Here is a 16,619-nt window from a genome sequence, read left to right on the forward strand (position 1 = left end):
AGAAAAGCTATATCGATTTAGATTGACCTAGCAAGTAAAATTAAGTCAGAGTTATATTTAGACGCGAACACCCGAACCAAAGCGTTGTTATTGAATGGTTTTTAGGATTATACGGGTGGCTGCGGGGGTGAATTCCCGTGGAAATTCAATCGCGCAAGGGAGGAATTCACGCCATGCCAGAAAAGAAGGTACCGACAAACGGCGCGCCTGCTGAACGCCCCAAAGACGGAAAACCAACGCTAAAAACAATCGCTCGGATTAGCGGGCTTGCCGTGCCGACGGTGTCGCGCGCCCTGAATGACGCACCCGACATCGGGAACGAAACCAAAAAGCTAATCCGCAAAATCGCCAAAGACATTGGCTATGTTCCGAACCGTGCAGGTGTACGGTTACGCACGGGACGTACGAACGTCATTGGCCTTGTTATGTCGACAGAACATGACCTGATGAGCCACACCGCGCGACTGATTTCGTCAGTCGCAAGCGGCCTACGTGACACTCCATTTCACATGGTCGTCACGCCGTTTTTCCCAGACCAAGACCCAATGGACCCGATCCGATATATTGTCGAATCCGGCTCAGCTGACGCAATCATCCTGAACCAAATTCGCCCAGATGACCCCCGTGTATCCTATCTAATGGAACGCGGATTTCCCTTTGCCGCACATGGCCGGTCCAACTGGGCAGACCAGCATCCCTATTATGACTACGACAACGAAGCTTTTGGACATCTCGCCCTAACAAAACTGGTCGCGCATGGCCGCAAAAACATCCTTGTTATCGCGCCGCCGATTGAACACAGCTACGCGCTTCATCTTTTGGCGGGCGTAAATACTGCTGCAGCAGAACATGGTGTCACAACAATTGTCGCGGATAGCGTTACCAGCGATAGTTCGATCGCGGATGTCGTTTCCTATATTAACAACGCGCTAAGCGATCACCCCGAAATTGACGCGATACTGACCGCATCCACATCTTCGGCCATGGCCGCCGTTGCAGCGATTGAACAATCCGGTGGGCAGGTTGGCAAAGAAATAGATGTCTTCGCGAAAGAGGCTCTTCCCTTTCTGAAGCTATTTCGTGCCGACATTTTGACGGTTGCAGAACAAGTTGGCACTGCTGGAGAGTTCCTCGCCAAAGCCGCCATTCAGGCGATCAGGCAACCAACTACCCCGCCAATGCAGCGACTAGAAGTACCGTTAGACGACAACCTTTAGCGCGCTAATGATCTCCGCGACGGGCTGATCAATAGAAACTGACACCTCGGGCGATACTGGCACCTCAAGCGCGGCAAACTGACTGTCTAACAGGCTGGTCGGCATGTAATGATTTTGCCGCGCGGACAGCCGTGCTGATACTACGTCATATGGCGCATCCAGATAGCCAATCTTCAGGTCAGGCACAGCAGCACGCAAATAGTCGCGATAACTACGTTTAAGAGCAGAGCACGCAAATACTGTTACTTTGTCCTTGCGTGCGGTGTTCACTGCCGCCGCGAGCTGATCAAGCCAGGGCCAACGCATTTCGTCCGTCAACGGGTGACCCGCCGCCATGTGATCGACGTTGCTTTTGGGGTGATAGTCATCACCATCCAAAAACACGCCGCCCACCGCATCAGCCAATCCCGCTGCGATGGTCGATTTTCCAGCGCCCGAAACGCCCATGACCATGATTGCTTGCTGCATTGATTAGCGCCCGGGAATGACGCCGCGCTTTTCGCCTTTGCCTTCCCAGCTCTCAATCGCGGCTACGGCTTCTTCGGCGGTGTCGACGAAACGGAACAGTTCTAGGTCGTCAGCAGAAATCGTTCCCGCGTCAGCAAGCGCATCCCAATTGATGATCTTTTCCCAGAATTCTTTGCCGAACAGCAAGAAGGGCACCCGCGCCATACGCCCAGTTTGGATCAACGTCAGCGCCTCAAACATTTCGTCCAAGGTACCAAAACCACCGGGAAACACGCAAACCGCCGAAGCACGCATCAGGAAATGCATCTTGCGGATCGCGAAATAGTGGAAGTTAAAGCACAGGTCAGGTGTTACATATTCATTTGGCGCCTGCTCGTGTGGCAAAACAATATTCAGGCCAATCGACTTACCACCGGCCTCTTGTGCGCCGCGGTTGCCCGCCTCCATCACGCCGGGGCCACCGCCAGTAACAATCACGTCTTCGGTGCCGCCCGTTTTCAGTGACCGTTCGGTCATGATGCGGGCAAATGTCTGCGCCTCGGCATAGTAGGCCGACAAATCAGATAGGGTTTGCGTCCGCGCCGAATCTTTGTTGGCAGGCGACGGGATGCGCGCACCACCAAACAGAACGATTGTTGAATCGATGCCTGCTTCGTTCATCAACATTTCAGGCTTTAGCAGCTCCAATTGCAAACGAACGGGGCGCAATTCTTCGCGGCACAGAAAATCTTCGTCAGCGAATGCCAGCGCATAGGACGGCGCACGTGTCTGCGGCGTATCTGGAATATGGCTCGCTGCTTCGCGGTCTTGTGAACTGTGGCGGAGCGGATGGCGTCGGTCGTCTGTCATACTGCTTTTCCTCGCATTGCGCTTTTGGGCTTTTTCGGTCTATAGCCCATGACAACAAGTGACCAGAAAAAACCGGAGACACCGATGTCCAACGCCGCCCTTGAGACCGCAATCGAAGCCGCGTGGGAAGCGCGCGACACTATCACGCCCGCCACAACTGGCGAAACCCGCGAAGCGATCGAAGACACGCTGAACGCGCTGGACAGCGGTAGCCTTCGGGTTGCTGAAAAACAGGACGATGGTAGCTGGCACGTAAATCAGTGGGCGAAAAAGGCCGTACTGCTAGGTTTCCGTATCAAGGACATGGAAGAACAAACTGGTGGGCCACAGGGTTCTGGCTGGTGGGACAAAGTTGACAGCAAATTCAAAGGCTGGGGCGACAATCAGTGGAAAGCTGCGGGTTTCCGCGCCGTGCCAAACGCAGTTGTTCGCAAGTCCGCATTCATCGCACCCGGCGTTGTACTGATGCCATCCTTTGTGAACCTTGGCGCATATGTCGGCGAAGGCACTATGGTCGATACTTGGGCCACTGTTGGCTCCTGCGCACAGATCGGTAAAAACGTACACTTGTCCGGCGGCGTTGGTATCGGCGGCGTTCTTGAACCAATGCAAGCTGGCCCAACAATCATCGAAGACAACTGTTTCATCGGTGCCCGCTCCGAAGTCGTCGAAGGCTGCATCGTCCGCGAAGGCGCAGTGCTGGGAATGGGCGTGTTCATCGGCCAATCCACGAAAATCGTTGATCGCGAAACTGGTGAAGTCATGTACGGCGAAGTACCACCCTACTCTGTTGTTGTGTCCGGCTCCATGCCGTCAAAGAACGGCGTGAACCTATACTGTGCAGTCATTGTGAAACGTGTTGATGCAAAGACACGTTCCAAGACTGGCATCAATGAACTGCTGCGCGACTAAATGCTGATCAGCCGGACGCTGGCGCGCAAGCGCATCGCCGCGGGGGAACGCCCCTCGCGCCGTGGTGCGTGGCTGCCGGTGCTGGCTGACACCATCATTATCGGTTTGGTGCTGGCCGCCCTATGGCAGCCAGCACTGACCTTTATCTATGTCATGCAATTTTCGCTGATATGGACCATTCTATTCTTGATGCTGGTCATCTATGTGCCCGCACAAATCGTGATTATCATTTCTTCCATGTGGGCCGTTAAATCCCGCTGGGAAGACGAGAAAGGCCCAGAATGACCAAGAAAGAAAGCCGCCAAAAGGTATTTACCTTGCTGGTCGAAGTGGGCCGCAACGATAACGACGGCCTGCCCGAAGGTTCCACTGGTGCGGCCCTGATGTGCTATGCCAGTGGCATTGACGAGGCTGAAGCGGTTCGCGAGACTGTTGCGATCCTAAAGCAAGCCGACCTCGCGCCGCTGGACGTGTCTGGATACGGCACGCTTGAAGAACGGATCGCCGAAGGCCACGATATTGCCGACGACGAAAAAGAGCTGATGCAGCGCGCGCTAGAAGAAAACAGCGTTATCGTCGCCCAGATGACACCGTTCTTTGAAGGTGACGACGGCACCCGCCACTAATAGCTAGTTTGACGTTCCGAACCATTTACGGTGGATAGAATCGTAAGTGCCATCTTCGCGTAGGCGCAACAGGCTTTGATTGATCGGTTCGGCCAATTGCGAACCAGACTGCAAAGCGATCCCATAGTTTTCCGGAACGAACAACTTTCCAACGACGCGAGCACGTCCCCTACCGTCGTTTGCGGCATAATAGGCCAAAATGGGTGCATCAAACACCACCACATCAACATCATCGCTCTCAAATGCTGCAATCAATTCTTGAGGGTTCGCGTAACCCGCAAAATCAAGATCCCTGCGCTCTAAAAAGCCTGCAGCGGTAGATCCATCAACAGTACCAATCGTTTTACCATATAGGTCGCCAATGTTTGTGACCTGAGACTGGATCGCGTCGACGGTCAACACCGCAGTAATCCGGGCCACAAAAATCGACACTACAAACAGTGATGAAATCACCATGAACACACCAAAAACACGACCCAACGGCGACCTTGGCTGACGCTCTTCGAACCCGCCATTAACCACCAAGTTTAAGGCCCACCAAAACGCCGGAAACATGGCCTCGCGGACGGTTAGATCAAAATAATCCTGATAGCGGCGTTCGAAATGCCACATAAGCATGCCCCCACCGAACAAGATTGCGAACGCGGCTGCGATAGCAAGTAACAGATCAGATGATAATATCGCGCTCCAGATAGACACAGTTCCGCCATCCGCAGGCGCCATGATTTGCAAGCCGGATTCAAAAATAGGCTGCGAAAAATCCATCACGGCTTCGCGGCTTGAGGTGATGGAAATATTAGCAACTGCTGCGTCAGCTTCGCCATCGCTGACAGCGCTTAACATATCAGCAAAGCCGTCAACGCGCACAACTTCGTAAGTCCAACCAAGATCTTTGGCGACCTCGGCCCACAAATCCATAGAGAACCCAGTTTCTTCGCCTCGTTCCAGCATTGAAAATGGCTCGCGGGTGACGGTCATGATTTTCAAATCCTGCGCCCAGCTTGCGACTGGCGTGCCCAGCAGGAAAAACAGCACTAATATGCGGAATATAGAAATCATGATGTCCCCTTCATCTGATTTTCATATGGCACAAGCCTGCGCGTTGTTTCAATCGCAGATCGGACCTTAGGTTCGAACAAATGCAGAAATACCGCAGTACGCAACGAAATAGAACAAAATCAACGCGCTTGGACCGAAAAATATGAAGATTTGCAACTCATGTTTGCGTGTCGACCTGAAATGACTAACCTGTCGATAGTCAGCTATATGGACAACAAAATGTTTGAACATCTTATCGCTCTTTTTCGCAATCATGGTGACCCCGCGTATACCACCCCACTTCCACAAGCAGATGCGAGACATGCAATGGGCGCATTGATGGTGCGCGCCGCCAAAGCGGACCAGGCTTATCTGTTCGAAGAAATAAACATGATCGATAAAGTGCTTGCCGAACGGAACGGGCTAAACCCCGTAGAAGCGGCCAAAATGCGGGCAGCCTGTGAGAACTTGGAAAAGGAAATGCCTGCCACCGATGCGATCGCCAGCATACTAAAAGACGTCATCAGCGCAGAGGAAAAAGAGGCGACCCTTCTTGCACTTTGGCGCGTGGTCTTTGCAGATGGTGTCAAGCACGAGCAAGAAGACCTTGTTTTGCACCAAATCGAAGACGTTCTTGGTGTACCTGCTGACCGCGCCAAACAGCTTCAAATGCAATCGATGCAATAGCACCCCCGGTCGTACCTATAGCAGGTGCCCAGACTTCGCAGCCTTCGTCGCAAGATACGCATGGTTGTGTTCGTTTGCGCCAACTTTCAACGGCACCCGTTCAGTCACATGGACCCCACAGCTTTCCATCCGCGCGACCTTGGCTGGGTTGTTCGTTAGCAACCGTGCCTGCGAAAAACCCATGCGCTTTAGAATTTCTGCGCCAATCCGAAAATCACGCTCGTCATCTTCAAAGCCCAGCCGATGGTTGGCTTCAACAGTATCAAATCCCTGATCCTGCAAGGAATACGCCCGCATTTTGTTAGCAAGGCCGATGCCGCGGCCCTCTTGGTTCAGATACAATAAAACGCCTGCCCCTTCGGCCCCCATCTGCGCCAAGGCACCGCGTAACTGCGGGCCGCAGTCGCACTTAAGCGATCCCAGCAGATCACCCGTAAAGCACGCTGAATGCAGTCGCGACAGCACAGGTTTTGAACGGTCTGGCTGACCGATCTCAACGGCGTAGTGTTCCTCGGCACCATCATCGGGGCGGAAGATATGCAAACGACCTGCTTCAGACACTTCAAGCGGCAAACGCGCGCTGATAATTGGGTTAAGGGGGCTTAGCCCATCATCCACCGCAGCATCCGCTGGAACGAGCGTAAGGTTGTGGTTCGCAGCAAAGCCCGTTGCGTCATCTATCGGAAGAACCACAGCAGCAGGCAGTAGCCGTGCCGCCTTTGTCAGGGCGATCGCTGCGCGATGCAAATCTGCAGGCCCGTCACGTTGTGTTTGCAGCGGCCCCTTCATTGGTGCACGCAAATCATCTGCGGGGTCTGCAACAGACCGCACCCACGTAAGACTAACATCACTTGGCAAAGTGATCCGTGCAATGTCACCATCATAAGCGCGTGCTTTCAAAGTCTCCGCGCGCCAGCTGGTGACAGCCAATACAGGATCACCGCCCAGACCACGTAAATGTGCAAGCCGGACGGCGTCTAGCGTTTCTGCGGCCAAGACAACCGCGCCACCATCCAACACAACAGGTACCCCCATCCGCAGGTCAGCCCGCGCACGTGCCAGTCGTTCTGTAATATCCGGAGAAAATCCCATACGCCCGCCTTGTATTTGTCACGAACCGATACCCTGTTTTGAAGCAAAGTGAAACATTTGCACGATTAATCACACGAGCGTGTGAAAGTTTGACGGAAATCCTTGTCCTGCCCGTATCAAAGACACATTTCTAGTGGGTAACGAAGGAGGCTGTCATGGGACAACTCAAGAAAATTTTGCTGGTCGACGATGATGATGACCTGCGCGAAGCGCTGGGTGAACAGCTGCTGATGACGGAAGACTTTGATGTGTTCGAGGCCGATGACGGCGCGAGCGCAATGGTGAAAGCCAAAGAGGGCCTTTACGACCTTATGATTCTGGACGTCGGATTGCCCGACACAGACGGCCGTGAACTGTGCCGTGTCATGCGTAAGCAGGGCGTGAAATGCCCGATTCTCATGCTGACGGCGCAAGATAGTGACGCTGACACAATTCTAGGGCTCGACGCGGGCGCGAACGATTATGTCAGCAAGCCATTTAAGTTTCCCGTTCTGCTTGCACGCATCCGCAGCCAGCTGCGCGCGCACGAGCAATCCGAGGACGCGATTTTCCAGCTTGGGCCGTATACTTTTAAGCCAGCGCAAAAAATGCTGATAACAGAAGACGATAAGAAAGTACGCCTGACCGAGAAAGAGACGAACATCCTTAAGTTCCTATACCGTTCAACCGAAGGTGTAGTAGCGCGAGACGTCCTTTTGCATGAGGTATGGGGCTATAATGCAGGTGTTACGACACACACATTAGAGACACATATTTACCGTCTTCGCCAAAAAATAGAACCAGATCCGTCAAATGCTCGCCTTCTTGTGACCGAATCTGGAGGTTATAGATTAGTGGCGTAGTACTCCAACCCGGTAGTTTGGTTCTCCTCCCTCCCCAAGCTATCGGGCCCAAGAATACCGCCGGTGATCGGGTCTAATCACCACCTCCCTGTTGGACTTGCCGGGCCTCGTGCCCGGCATTTTTTTGCAGGGTGCTGTTCGCTATCAGTCGAAAAAAAGCAGAGCCGCGGCTCTTCAACCAACGAATTTCTCAGCACAAGGGCGCCCGAAAAGTTCACTGTCCGACTACGTATAATTCGCCTCCATTTGCCATCGTGATAAAGGCGAAATAACGCCGATCCAATTTGCGCACGCCATTAATTTGTAGAAGAATTCGAAACTGAAAATTGGCCTGATTAATTAAAGGGATAAACATATGAAAGTGCTTAAAGCCGCCTTGCCAGTTTCCATTCTTCTGTCCGTTTCGACGCCAGCGATTGCAGAAACAGACAAAGAGGGATCTTCTGACCATCCTCTACTGTCTCGTTACCCTGGTTTCTATATCGACACATATAAAGTTCGTGACTTTGATCGAGCTCAACTCATCGTATCCCCAATGATCGACGACGACTATGAAACCATGACCGCCGAAGGTCAGGTCACAAACATCGAATATCGCGCGAGCGATGCAAGCATTTCCGGCTTTCAGCTTTTTGCGAACTATCAAAAGGCGCTAGAATCTCTCGACGCAGAGATCATTTTTTCATGCTTTGGTGAGGCGGAATGCGGAGCAAAAGGGAATGACTTCTATAACTATAGCATTCGGCACACGGCGCTTTTTGGTGGTGATCGCGTCGATTTCATGGAGGAATTCGGCATTCTGAGCGCGAAATTCGAACAAGATGGGCAAGCGGCACATATTTCTATTGTCACCGCTGCAAGTAGAAACGACGATCGCCGCGTCCATCAAACCATCGTTTCAACTGCCTCCTTGGATACCGAGAAGATTGGCATCGGCACCATTGAGAACGTCACTGCAGCAATCGAAGAAACCGGCACAGTCGTTCTGGAAGGTATCTATTTCGAGAGCGGCACGTCAGATTTAACGGATCTTTCCAACGAAACGCTTGATACAACCGGCGCCTATCTAGCAGAGAACCCTGATCTATCGTTCTATATCGTTGGACACACGGATTGGGTGGGCAGCTATGATTTCAACTTATCACTGTCAGAAGACCGCGCCGCGAGCGTAGTTGATGCGTTGACGGAACGAGGAATAGAAGAGGATCGATTGACTAGCGTAGGAATTGGCCCTGTCGCACCAGTTGCAAACAACGCTGACGAAACTGGTCGTGCGATCAATCGCAGGGTGGAGCTTGTTCTACGAGAATAAGAAATAACGTCAATTGAGCCTCGCGAGAGATAGGCCCGACGGCCTATCTCTAATACCTCATCGAACCTCGAAAGGAAGGCAAAGATTTCACCCTATGCCCCTGCGCATACAGAGCGCCGCAAGCCGCGTTTCCCGATGATTGTACTACTCCAACGCCTGCTCCCAATCGGCAATCAGATCCCCAATGTCTTCAATCCCAACAGAAACACGGATCAGGTTTTCGGGGATGCCGGTGTGGGGCTCAATTGTGTGACGATGTTCAACAAGGCTTTCAACGCCGCCTAATGATGTCGCCCGCAAGAACAGCTTCAGACTGCCAACAACGCGCAGCGCGTCTTCTTTGCTGCCTTTAACCAGCACCGACAAAAGCCCGCCAAACCCACCAGTCATTTGCCGTTTCGCAACGTCGTGACCCGGATGATGCGGTAATCCCGGATAAAAGACATCGGCGACCTTAGGGTGGGCCATCAGATGTTCTGCCAGCGCCTGCGCATTTTGCGTCATACGCTCAACCCGCAGCGGCAATGTCCGCATTGCACGCGTGAGCAGCCAAGCCTCGAACGGCCCCAAAATTGCGCCAGCTCCCTTGCGGTCTGCACGGATATCATCCCAGATCTTCGCGTCAGCATTACCTGTCGACAACACCCCGGCCAAAACATCCGAATGGCCGTTGATCCCTTTGGTCGCGGAATGCATCACGATATCAGCGCCAAGAGCCAAAGGCTGCATCAAGATCGGCGTCGCGGCAGTCGCATCGACCACAAGCGTTGCATCCGTAGCATCAGCTAGGGCCCGGATATCGACGGTTTTGAGCCAGGGGTTTGAAGGTGTCTCTACAAACACCAATGCAGGTTTGTGCGTTTCACAGGCCGCCGCCAGTTCAGACACATCCACTTCAACCAATGTGATATCGCGGCGCGTTGTGAAGTCACGAATCCACGCCGTCGTTCCCCAATAAATGCCAGATTGAACAACTGCGGTCGCGCCATTGGGCAGGGTCCGAAACACAGCCGCAATCGCCGCCATACCCGACGGGAACAACAACGTGTCAGCCGCGCCTTCTAGACGCTGCAACACCGCCTCGGCTTGGCGCAGGTTATCGGAATTATCGCGTGAATAAATGTTATCCGGGCGAACCAAGTCGTAGTTTTCGTCACGCATAAACGTTGTCGAAGGCTGCAACGCAGGCACAACGCCACCTGACTGTGGATCAAGTGCGCCAGCGGCGTGTGCAGCAATGGTAGCCGGTTTCAGGTTTTTGGTCATTTTCGCATCCTTCGGTGTCATGCACATGTCATGCAAGAATACCGAAAGATGCAAGCAAGATCAGGTCACAAACTGATCCCGCGCATAACCCTGAATGAAAAGTAGCGCCGTCAGGTCGCCGTGGTTCACCCGTACGCTGCATTCTTTTTGCACGCTGGGTTTAGCGTGAAGCGCAACGCCCGTGCCTGCACGGTTAAGCATCCCAAGATCGTTGGCCCCGTCACCAACGGCCAGCACGTCGGCCTCTGAGATATTCAGTTTTGCGGTGATTTCTTCCAGCGCCGTGACTTTGGCGGCTTTGCCTAAAATTGGCAGGCCCGGTGCGCCAGTCAGTTTACCGTCTTCGACAAGCAGGGTGTTGGCCCGGTTTTCGTCAAATCCCAATGTGTCGGCGATTCGCGTTGTGAAGGCGGTGAACCCACCAGAAACCAGCGCAGCGTAACCGCCATTTGCTTTCATCGTACTGACCAGCTCATAACCGCCGGGCATCAGCGTAATCCGCTCATCCAGCACCTTTTCGATCACAGACTCAGGTAGGCCTTTGAGCAGACCAACACGTTCGGTCAGGGCCTCGTTAAAGTCCAGTTCACCGTTCATCGCACGCGCCGTGATGTCAGCAACGCGCGGACCAACGCCCGCTTCGGCGGCAAGCTCATCAATGCATTCTTGGCGGATCATTGTGCTGTCCATATCGGCCAGCAACATCTTTTTCTGACGATTTTCAGTAGGTTGTACAATTAGATCGACGCCATTCTTTTGCAAATCCGCCCACACATCCCAGCGGTTATCGGGCATCTGTGGCATAGCAAATTCTGCAGCCTCGTCGATGGCCAACCAGATTGCATCGCCTCCACCCCAAGCATTACGCAGGCTATCGACCAGCGCCAAATCAAGAGTACGTTCTGTTGGGTTCGTCAAAAGAGTGACCGTGAACATAGATTTCCTATCCGCGTCAAAGGGTGTCGCAAAAAGCGGCTTAAGCGGCGGTCTAGCGTCATTTTGTCCATTGTGAAAGAGCCGGACACGCTCTATGTCCGGCGGTGGGACACCCTTCCCCAACGAAGGGCATATATCTGAGAGGGTACCAGCAATGGTCATGACCAAACCGGCAACGCGGCCGGGTAATCCGCGTTTTTCTTCTGGCCCATGTGCCAAACCCCCCGTCTGGAATCTAGAAGCACTACGTGATGCGCCATTGGGCCGTTCACACCGTGCATCCGTCGGCAAAGCCAAGCTTGCCGAAGCCATCGACCTGACCCGCGACATTCTTGGTATCCCAGCCGATTACCGCATTGGCATCGTGCCTGCGTCGGACACTGGTGCCTTTGAGATGGCGATGTGGTCACTGCTAGGCGAACGCCCTGCGGAAATGGTTGCTTGGGAATCATTCGGCGCAGGCTGGGTCACTGACGTGGTCAAACAACTGAAAATCGAAGCCACAGTTCACACCGCCGAATACGGCGAGATCGTCGACATGGCGGCACTAAACTATGACAACGACGTTTGCTTTACTTGGAACGGCACCACTTCTGGCGTGCGCGTTGCAAATGGCGACGTGATCCCCGGCGATCGTGCTGGTCTGACATTGTGCGATGCGACCTCTGCTGCATTCGCCCAAGACCTGCCTTGGGACAAGCTGGATGTGACTACTTTCTCTTGGCAGAAAGTAATGGGCGGCGAAGCTGCACACGGTATCCTTGTCCTTTCACCTCGCGCTGTTGAGCGTCTGGAAAGCTACACACCTGCATGGCCTTTGCCGAAAATCTTCCGTCTTACCAAAGGCGGCAAGCTGATCGAAGGTATCTTTCGCGGTGAAACCATCAACACGCCTTCTATGCTGGCTGTTGAGGATTACCTTGTTTCTTTGAAATGGGGCCGCTCGATTGGTGGCCTTGATGCGCTGATCCACCGTGCAGATGCTAACGCACGTGCAATTTGGAACTTCTGCGCTGCGAATGACTGGATCGACAACCTAGCTGTTGATCCTGCGACGCGGTCAAACACCTCTGTTTGTCTCAAGTTTACTGATGACCGGATCAAAGACGGCGCAGCATTCGCAAAAGCGGTTGCAAAGCGTCTGGAAGCCGAGAACGTCGCGCTTGATATCGGTGCGTATCGAGACGCCCCTGCTGGTCTGCGGATCTGGTGTGGTGCAACGGTCGAAACATCGGACATCGAAGCAATGCTGCCTTGGTTGGCATGGGCATTCGAGACCGAAATCGAAGCACAGTAAATTTCTAGAAATTCGGTGATGGCGATCAAATTTAGCTAAATTTGATCTGCCTCACCACCCGAGAAGGATAGCTTACAATGGCACCTAAAGTACTTATCTCTGACAAACTTTCCGAAGCCGCCGTACAGATTTTCAAAGATCGCGGCATTGACGTAGATTTCCAGCCTGACCTTGGCAAAGACAAGGACAAGCTGCTTGAGGTCATCGGCCAATACGATGGTCTGGCGATCCGTTCTGCCACCAAAGCAACCGAAAAAATCATCGAAGCTGCGACCAACCTTAAGGTTATCGGCCGCGCTGGTATCGGTGTGGACAACGTCGACCGCGAAGCGGCATCCCGCAAGGGTATCATCGTGATGAACACGCCTTTCGGCAACATGATCACGACAGCGGAACACGCGATTGCAATGATGTTTGCTGTGGCGCGTCAAATCCCAGAGGCCTCTGCTTCTACTCATGCTGGCAAATGGGAAAAATCCAAATTCATGGGTGTTGAGCTGACAGGCAAAACACTTGGCGTCATCGGCGCAGGCAACATCGGTTCGATCGTTTGTGATCGTGCACGTGGCCTGAAGATGAAGGTCATCGCCATGGATCCATTCCTGTCGGAAGAACGCGCTACAGAAATCGGTGTTGAAAAGGTTGAACTGGACGAACTGCTCAAGCGCGCTGATTTCATCACGCTGCACGTTCCGCTGACGGCAGACACGAAAAACATCCTAAGCGCGGAAAACCTTGCGAAGACCAAAAAAGGCGTACGCATCATCAACTGTGCCCGTGGTGGTCTGGTAGACGAAGCTGCTTTGGCCGAATTGCTGAAATCTGGCCACGTTGCTGGTGCAGCGTTTGACGTGTTCGCCGAAGAGCCTGCAAAAGAAAACCCACTGTTCAACTTGCCAAACGTTGTGGTTACCCCGCACCTTGGCGCGGCAACAACAGAAGCCCAAGAAAACGTGGCACTGCAAGTTGCCGAGCAGATGTCTGACTACCTGCTGACTGGTGCGGTACAGAACGCACTGAACATGCCTTCGGTCACAGCCGAAGAAGCAAAGATCATGGGCCCGTGGATCAAACTGTCTGGTCACCTTGGCAACTACATCGGCCAAATGACAGACGAGCCGATCAAAGCTGTGAACATCCTGTTTGACGGTGAAGTCAGCGCGATGAACCTCAAAGCACTGACCGCAGCAACAATCGCGGGCATTATGAAAGCGTCAAACCCTGACGTGAACATGGTCTCTGCTCCTGTGGTCGCCAAAGAGCGCGGCGTCAAAATCTCGACCACCAAACAAGACCAGTCTGGCGCGTTCGAAGGTTATGTCAAAGTGACAATCGTGACGGACACACGCGAACGTTCGATCGCGGGTACTGTGTTTAGCGACGGCAAGCCGCGCTTTATCCAGATCAAAGGCATCAACATCGACGCAGAAGTCGGTGAGCACATGCTTTACACCACGAACAAAGACGTTCCAGGTATCATCGGTACGTTAGGTACGATCTTGGGTAAGAACGACGTTAACATCGCGAACTTTACTCTTGGCCGTGCAGACGCCAAAGGCGAAGCCATCGCGCTGCTTTACGTTGATGCACCGCTACCACTGCAGGCCATCGAAGACCTAAAAGGCACCGGTCTTTTCCAACAGGTCAAACCGCTGACCTTCGACGTATAAGACGACCAAGGCGCGTGAGACATCACGCGCCTTTTTCTTTTCCATCAAAGGAATTTCTATGCCCCCGATTTATGCCATTGGCGACATTCACGGGCAGAAAGATATGCTCGACAACGCGCTATCCCTTATTGCAGCGGATGGCGGTGACGATGCCCAGATCATATTCTTAGGTGACTACGTTGACCGTGGTCCCGATAGCCGTGGTGTCATTGATACGCTCATGCAGGGGCAAGCTGCGGTGCGTCCTTGGACATGTTTGCTTGGAAACCATGACAGATTCTTTGCCCGCTTTATTCGTGAAGGGCGGCAACATGACCCTCGCGTAAAATCCGGATTGAACTGGCTGAACCCGCGCCTTGGCGGTGCACAGACCCTGCAATCTTACGGTGTCGTCGGTCAGATGCATTTCGCAGAACAACAATTCGGTGATGAAGAAAAGCTAGTGCACTGCGAAACAGAGGCCGGGTGGATCACCCCCGAGGCCCTGATCGCAGCAGCGCAGGCCAGCATTCCCGAAGACCATATCGCGTTTATCGAAAGCCTGCCGTTGTGGCACGAAACGGACCACCTGCTATGCGTCCACGCCGGTTTGCGCCCGCATATTTCGCTTGAACATCAAGACCCCGAAGACTTGATTTGGATCCGCGACGGGTTTCTTGATACCAATCACCACTTCGGGCAACTTGTTGTGCACGGCCACACAGCATTGGATCACCCGCAGCATTTTGGCAACCGTGTCGATTTGGATGGCGGCGCAGGCTATGGCCGCCCACTAGTGCCTGCCGTGTTCGAAGGCCGCCACTGCTGGACCCTGACCGATCAGGGCCGCGTCCCGCTAACGATCTAATCCTTGCGGATTACCCCAGTTACGGCTGCCGCACCGATGGCCGTAACAATCCAACCCAACACGGTCAGCACCCAGCGTAGCCACCACAAATGCCAGCCCCAAGGGCCGCGATTTGTTGACGGTGCCCATGCCGCATCTTGGCCAAGCGACACGAGCGGCACGACGACGTCGACTGCGTAGGCGACTGAATGAAATGTCTCGTAATCCTTACCAGCATGATCAGCGTCACCCCATACCATCGCAGGATTGGACACCGCATCTGGCCCTTGCGCCAACGCCCGCCAATCATCCGAGATAAGCAATACTGCGACATTCGGGGCAAAATCGCCCTCTTTCCATGCGAAATGCGCGAATAGCCAAGCCACCGACACAAGCACAACCAGTACGTAGAAACTGCGCTGAGGCCGGTGACCAAACCCGATGGTAAATTGCAGCATGTAGTCCCAACATAGCTGCAAGAACCAGCGAAACGGCTTGCGATCCATCCACCAACGCCCTCGGATGGCCTTGCGCCGGGCCAGTTCTTTGTCGAACAAGATGCTTGTCGCTTCAGTCCGGTGTCCGCTTTCGCGCAGGACCTTTGCCAATTGCTCATAGGGTTGCGGATGAAATTCGTCGTCCCAGAGAGCGCCCTTTTCTAACCACGCAAGCCGTTGATCCACATCCGCCGACCCGTGCAACACGTCATAGGTCAAACCGACAAGGCATAACTCATCGCACTTGTCCCAGCTTTCTGCGTCGTCGGCGAGGTCGGCCAAATGCGCAGAGGTCAGATCAACCCGCCCCATGACGTTTTCGACCTGCTGCCAGTAAAACCCTTCTTTCACGACCGTGCGCTGCATATCTAGCGCATACCCATGCGCGTTTCGCAAACGGGCATCTTTGAAACTTAGCTGCCCGCCAACTTCGGCGCCTGACAGTAGCACGCCACCTTCGACATTCGAACCACGTAGAAAAACATCACCGTCGATCTTTGCACCTTGGACGTTCAAGGCGTTACCTGTCCCGTGCAGTAGCTGCGCCTTAGTGCAAATCAATTGACCGCCGATATTCGCACCTGAAAGACACAGCTCACCCTCAACGGTTGCCCCTTCGACAACCACGTCACCAACCACATCAGCACCCTGCGCGTTCAACCCTTTGGCCAGTGCGCTTCCCTTAAACAGTAGGCTTGGTGCCGTGATTTGGAGCATCCTTGGACGCTCTTCTATGTGGCAGTTCACTAAGGCAATCGACCCAACCGCCGACGCAAAGTTCAAATCGACCTTACCTACGATCCAGGCGCCTTCGACCTGAACACCTGTTCCCGCTGCATCGAATTCATTGCAGCCACCCTTGATCAAATACTGCAGCAATGGGGCACGCATGGTGACGCTCACCGTCTTAGATTTGGGAACTGCACTCCCGACTTCGGCCCATTTGCCCTGCTTCACCGCCTCGATCAGTTGGTGTTCGGCTGGCGTCAACGCATTCATATCGATCAGCTGCTGAACATCTGCCCAATGGGCAATTCGAGGAAGTGGCGTTTCAATCATTAGGTCACTCAATTAGATTTCTGGG

At 53.6% G+C, this 16,619-nt stretch carries 17 protein-coding genes; 10 read left to right on the forward strand and 7 right to left on the reverse strand.

The features are described 5' to 3' along the window. The first annotated feature begins 173 nt into the window (after window positions 1-173). On the forward strand, window positions 174-1,217 hold the full coding sequence (locus CLV80_RS10880; RefSeq protein WP_106357951.1) for a LacI family transcriptional regulator: 1,044 nt from the start codon (window positions 174-176) through the stop codon (window positions 1,215-1,217). On the opposite strand, the gene CLV80_RS10885 is transcribed toward CLV80_RS10880, so the two are convergent. Beyond that, window positions 1,200-1,685 carry a gluconokinase gene (locus CLV80_RS10885; RefSeq protein ID WP_106357952.1) on the reverse strand — a complete coding sequence of 162 codons (486 nt, stop codon included), beginning with the start codon at window positions 1,683-1,685 and terminating at the stop codon, window positions 1,200-1,202. The genes CLV80_RS10880 and CLV80_RS10885 overlap by 18 nt on opposite strands. A gap of 3 nt (window positions 1,686-1,688) precedes the next feature. Next, complete coding sequence (locus CLV80_RS10890; RefSeq protein WP_106357953.1) at window positions 1,689-2,534, reverse strand: LOG family protein; 846 nt, start codon at window positions 2,532-2,534, stop codon at window positions 1,689-1,691. An 84-nt stretch (window positions 2,535-2,618) separates the two neighbouring features. On the opposite strand from CLV80_RS10890, the gene dapD reads away from it, so the two are divergent. Genes dapD through CLV80_RS10905 form a run of 3 tightly spaced genes read left to right on the forward strand, consistent with a single transcriptional unit; the run spans window position 2,619 to window position 4,072 of the window. Further along, window positions 2,619-3,446 carry a 2,3,4,5-tetrahydropyridine-2,6-dicarboxylate N-succinyltransferase gene (gene dapD / locus CLV80_RS10895; protein ID WP_106357954.1) on the forward strand — a complete coding sequence of 276 codons (828 nt, stop codon included), beginning with the start codon at window positions 2,619-2,621 and terminating at the stop codon, window positions 3,444-3,446. Further along, a complete protein-coding gene (locus CLV80_RS10900) occupies window positions 3,447-3,731 on the forward strand; it encodes a hypothetical protein (RefSeq protein ID WP_106357955.1) in 285 nt (94 codons plus the stop codon). Then, on the forward strand, window positions 3,728-4,072 hold the full coding sequence (locus CLV80_RS10905) for a DUF8846 family protein (protein WP_106357956.1): 345 nt from the start codon (window positions 3,728-3,730) through the stop codon (window positions 4,070-4,072). The genes CLV80_RS10900 and CLV80_RS10905 overlap by 4 nt, the downstream gene beginning before the upstream one ends. Window positions 4,073-4,075: 3 nt before the next feature. On the opposite strand, the gene CLV80_RS10910 is transcribed toward CLV80_RS10905, so the two are convergent. Then, window positions 4,076-5,131 (reverse strand): transporter substrate-binding domain-containing protein, encoded by a 1,056-nt coding sequence (locus tag CLV80_RS10910; RefSeq protein WP_106357957.1) that lies wholly within the window; start codon window positions 5,129-5,131, stop codon window positions 4,076-4,078. Between the two features lie 219 nt (window positions 5,132-5,350). On the opposite strand from CLV80_RS10910, the gene CLV80_RS10915 reads away from it, so the two are divergent. After that, the gene (locus CLV80_RS10915) at window positions 5,351-5,797 is read left to right on the forward strand and encodes a tellurite resistance TerB family protein (RefSeq protein WP_106357958.1); all 447 of its coding nucleotides are present in this window, start codon (window positions 5,351-5,353) and stop codon (window positions 5,795-5,797) included. A gap of 15 nt (window positions 5,798-5,812) precedes the next feature. Here the strand turns inward: CLV80_RS10915 and ribA are convergent, their stop codons facing one another. Next, window positions 5,813-6,889, reverse strand: a complete 1,077-nt coding sequence (ribA, locus tag CLV80_RS10920; RefSeq protein WP_106357959.1) for a GTP cyclohydrolase II — start codon at window positions 6,887-6,889, stop codon at window positions 5,813-5,815. A 155-nt stretch (window positions 6,890-7,044) separates the two neighbouring features. Here ribA and CLV80_RS10925 point away from each other — a divergent pair, with 155 nt between their 5' ends. Further along, a complete protein-coding gene (locus CLV80_RS10925) occupies window positions 7,045-7,731 on the forward strand; it encodes a response regulator transcription factor (RefSeq protein WP_106357960.1) in 687 nt (228 codons plus the stop codon). 355 nt (window positions 7,732-8,086) lie between these two features. Beyond that, complete coding sequence (locus CLV80_RS10930; RefSeq protein ID WP_106357961.1) at window positions 8,087-9,043, forward strand: OmpA family protein; 957 nt, start codon at window positions 8,087-8,089, stop codon at window positions 9,041-9,043. A gap of 144 nt (window positions 9,044-9,187) precedes the next feature. Here the strand turns inward: CLV80_RS10930 and CLV80_RS10935 are convergent, their stop codons facing one another. Together CLV80_RS10935 and serB are read right to left on the reverse strand one after the other, a co-directional pair. Then, a complete protein-coding gene (locus CLV80_RS10935; protein WP_106357962.1) occupies window positions 9,188-10,309 on the reverse strand; it encodes a trans-sulfuration enzyme family protein in 1,122 nt (373 codons plus the stop codon). 60 nt (window positions 10,310-10,369) lie between these two features. After that, window positions 10,370-11,245, reverse strand: coding sequence for a phosphoserine phosphatase SerB (serB, locus tag CLV80_RS10940; RefSeq protein ID WP_106357963.1), 876 nt, complete (start codon window positions 11,243-11,245; stop codon window positions 10,370-10,372). Between the two features lie 154 nt (window positions 11,246-11,399). Here serB and CLV80_RS10945 point away from each other — a divergent pair, with 154 nt between their 5' ends. The 3 genes from CLV80_RS10945 to CLV80_RS10955 all read left to right on the forward strand — a co-directional run bounded on the left by CLV80_RS10945 (window position 11,400) and on the right by CLV80_RS10955 (window position 15,059). Then, window positions 11,400-12,542 (forward strand): phosphoserine transaminase, encoded by a 1,143-nt coding sequence (locus CLV80_RS10945; protein WP_106357964.1) that lies wholly within the window; start codon window positions 11,400-11,402, stop codon window positions 12,540-12,542. Window positions 12,543-12,619: 77 nt separating this feature from the next. Continuing rightward, window positions 12,620-14,212, forward strand: coding sequence for a phosphoglycerate dehydrogenase (serA, locus tag CLV80_RS10950; protein ID WP_106357965.1), 1,593 nt, complete (start codon window positions 12,620-12,622; stop codon window positions 14,210-14,212). Between the two features lie 58 nt (window positions 14,213-14,270). Then, a complete protein-coding gene (locus tag CLV80_RS10955; RefSeq protein ID WP_106357966.1) occupies window positions 14,271-15,059 on the forward strand; it encodes a metallophosphoesterase family protein in 789 nt (262 codons plus the stop codon). On the opposite strand, the gene CLV80_RS10960 is transcribed toward CLV80_RS10955, so the two are convergent. Next, window positions 15,056-16,594: a hypothetical protein gene (locus CLV80_RS10960; protein ID WP_106357967.1), complete on the reverse strand. Its 1,539-nt coding sequence runs from the start codon at window positions 16,592-16,594 to the stop codon at window positions 15,056-15,058. The two genes, CLV80_RS10955 and CLV80_RS10960, sit on opposite strands and share 4 nt — an antisense overlap. Between the last annotated feature and the right edge of the window lie 25 nt (window positions 16,595-16,619).

Source organism: Yoonia maritima (genome assembly GCF_003003285.1).
Lineage (GTDB): Bacteria > Pseudomonadota > Alphaproteobacteria > Rhodobacterales > Rhodobacteraceae > Yoonia > Yoonia maritima.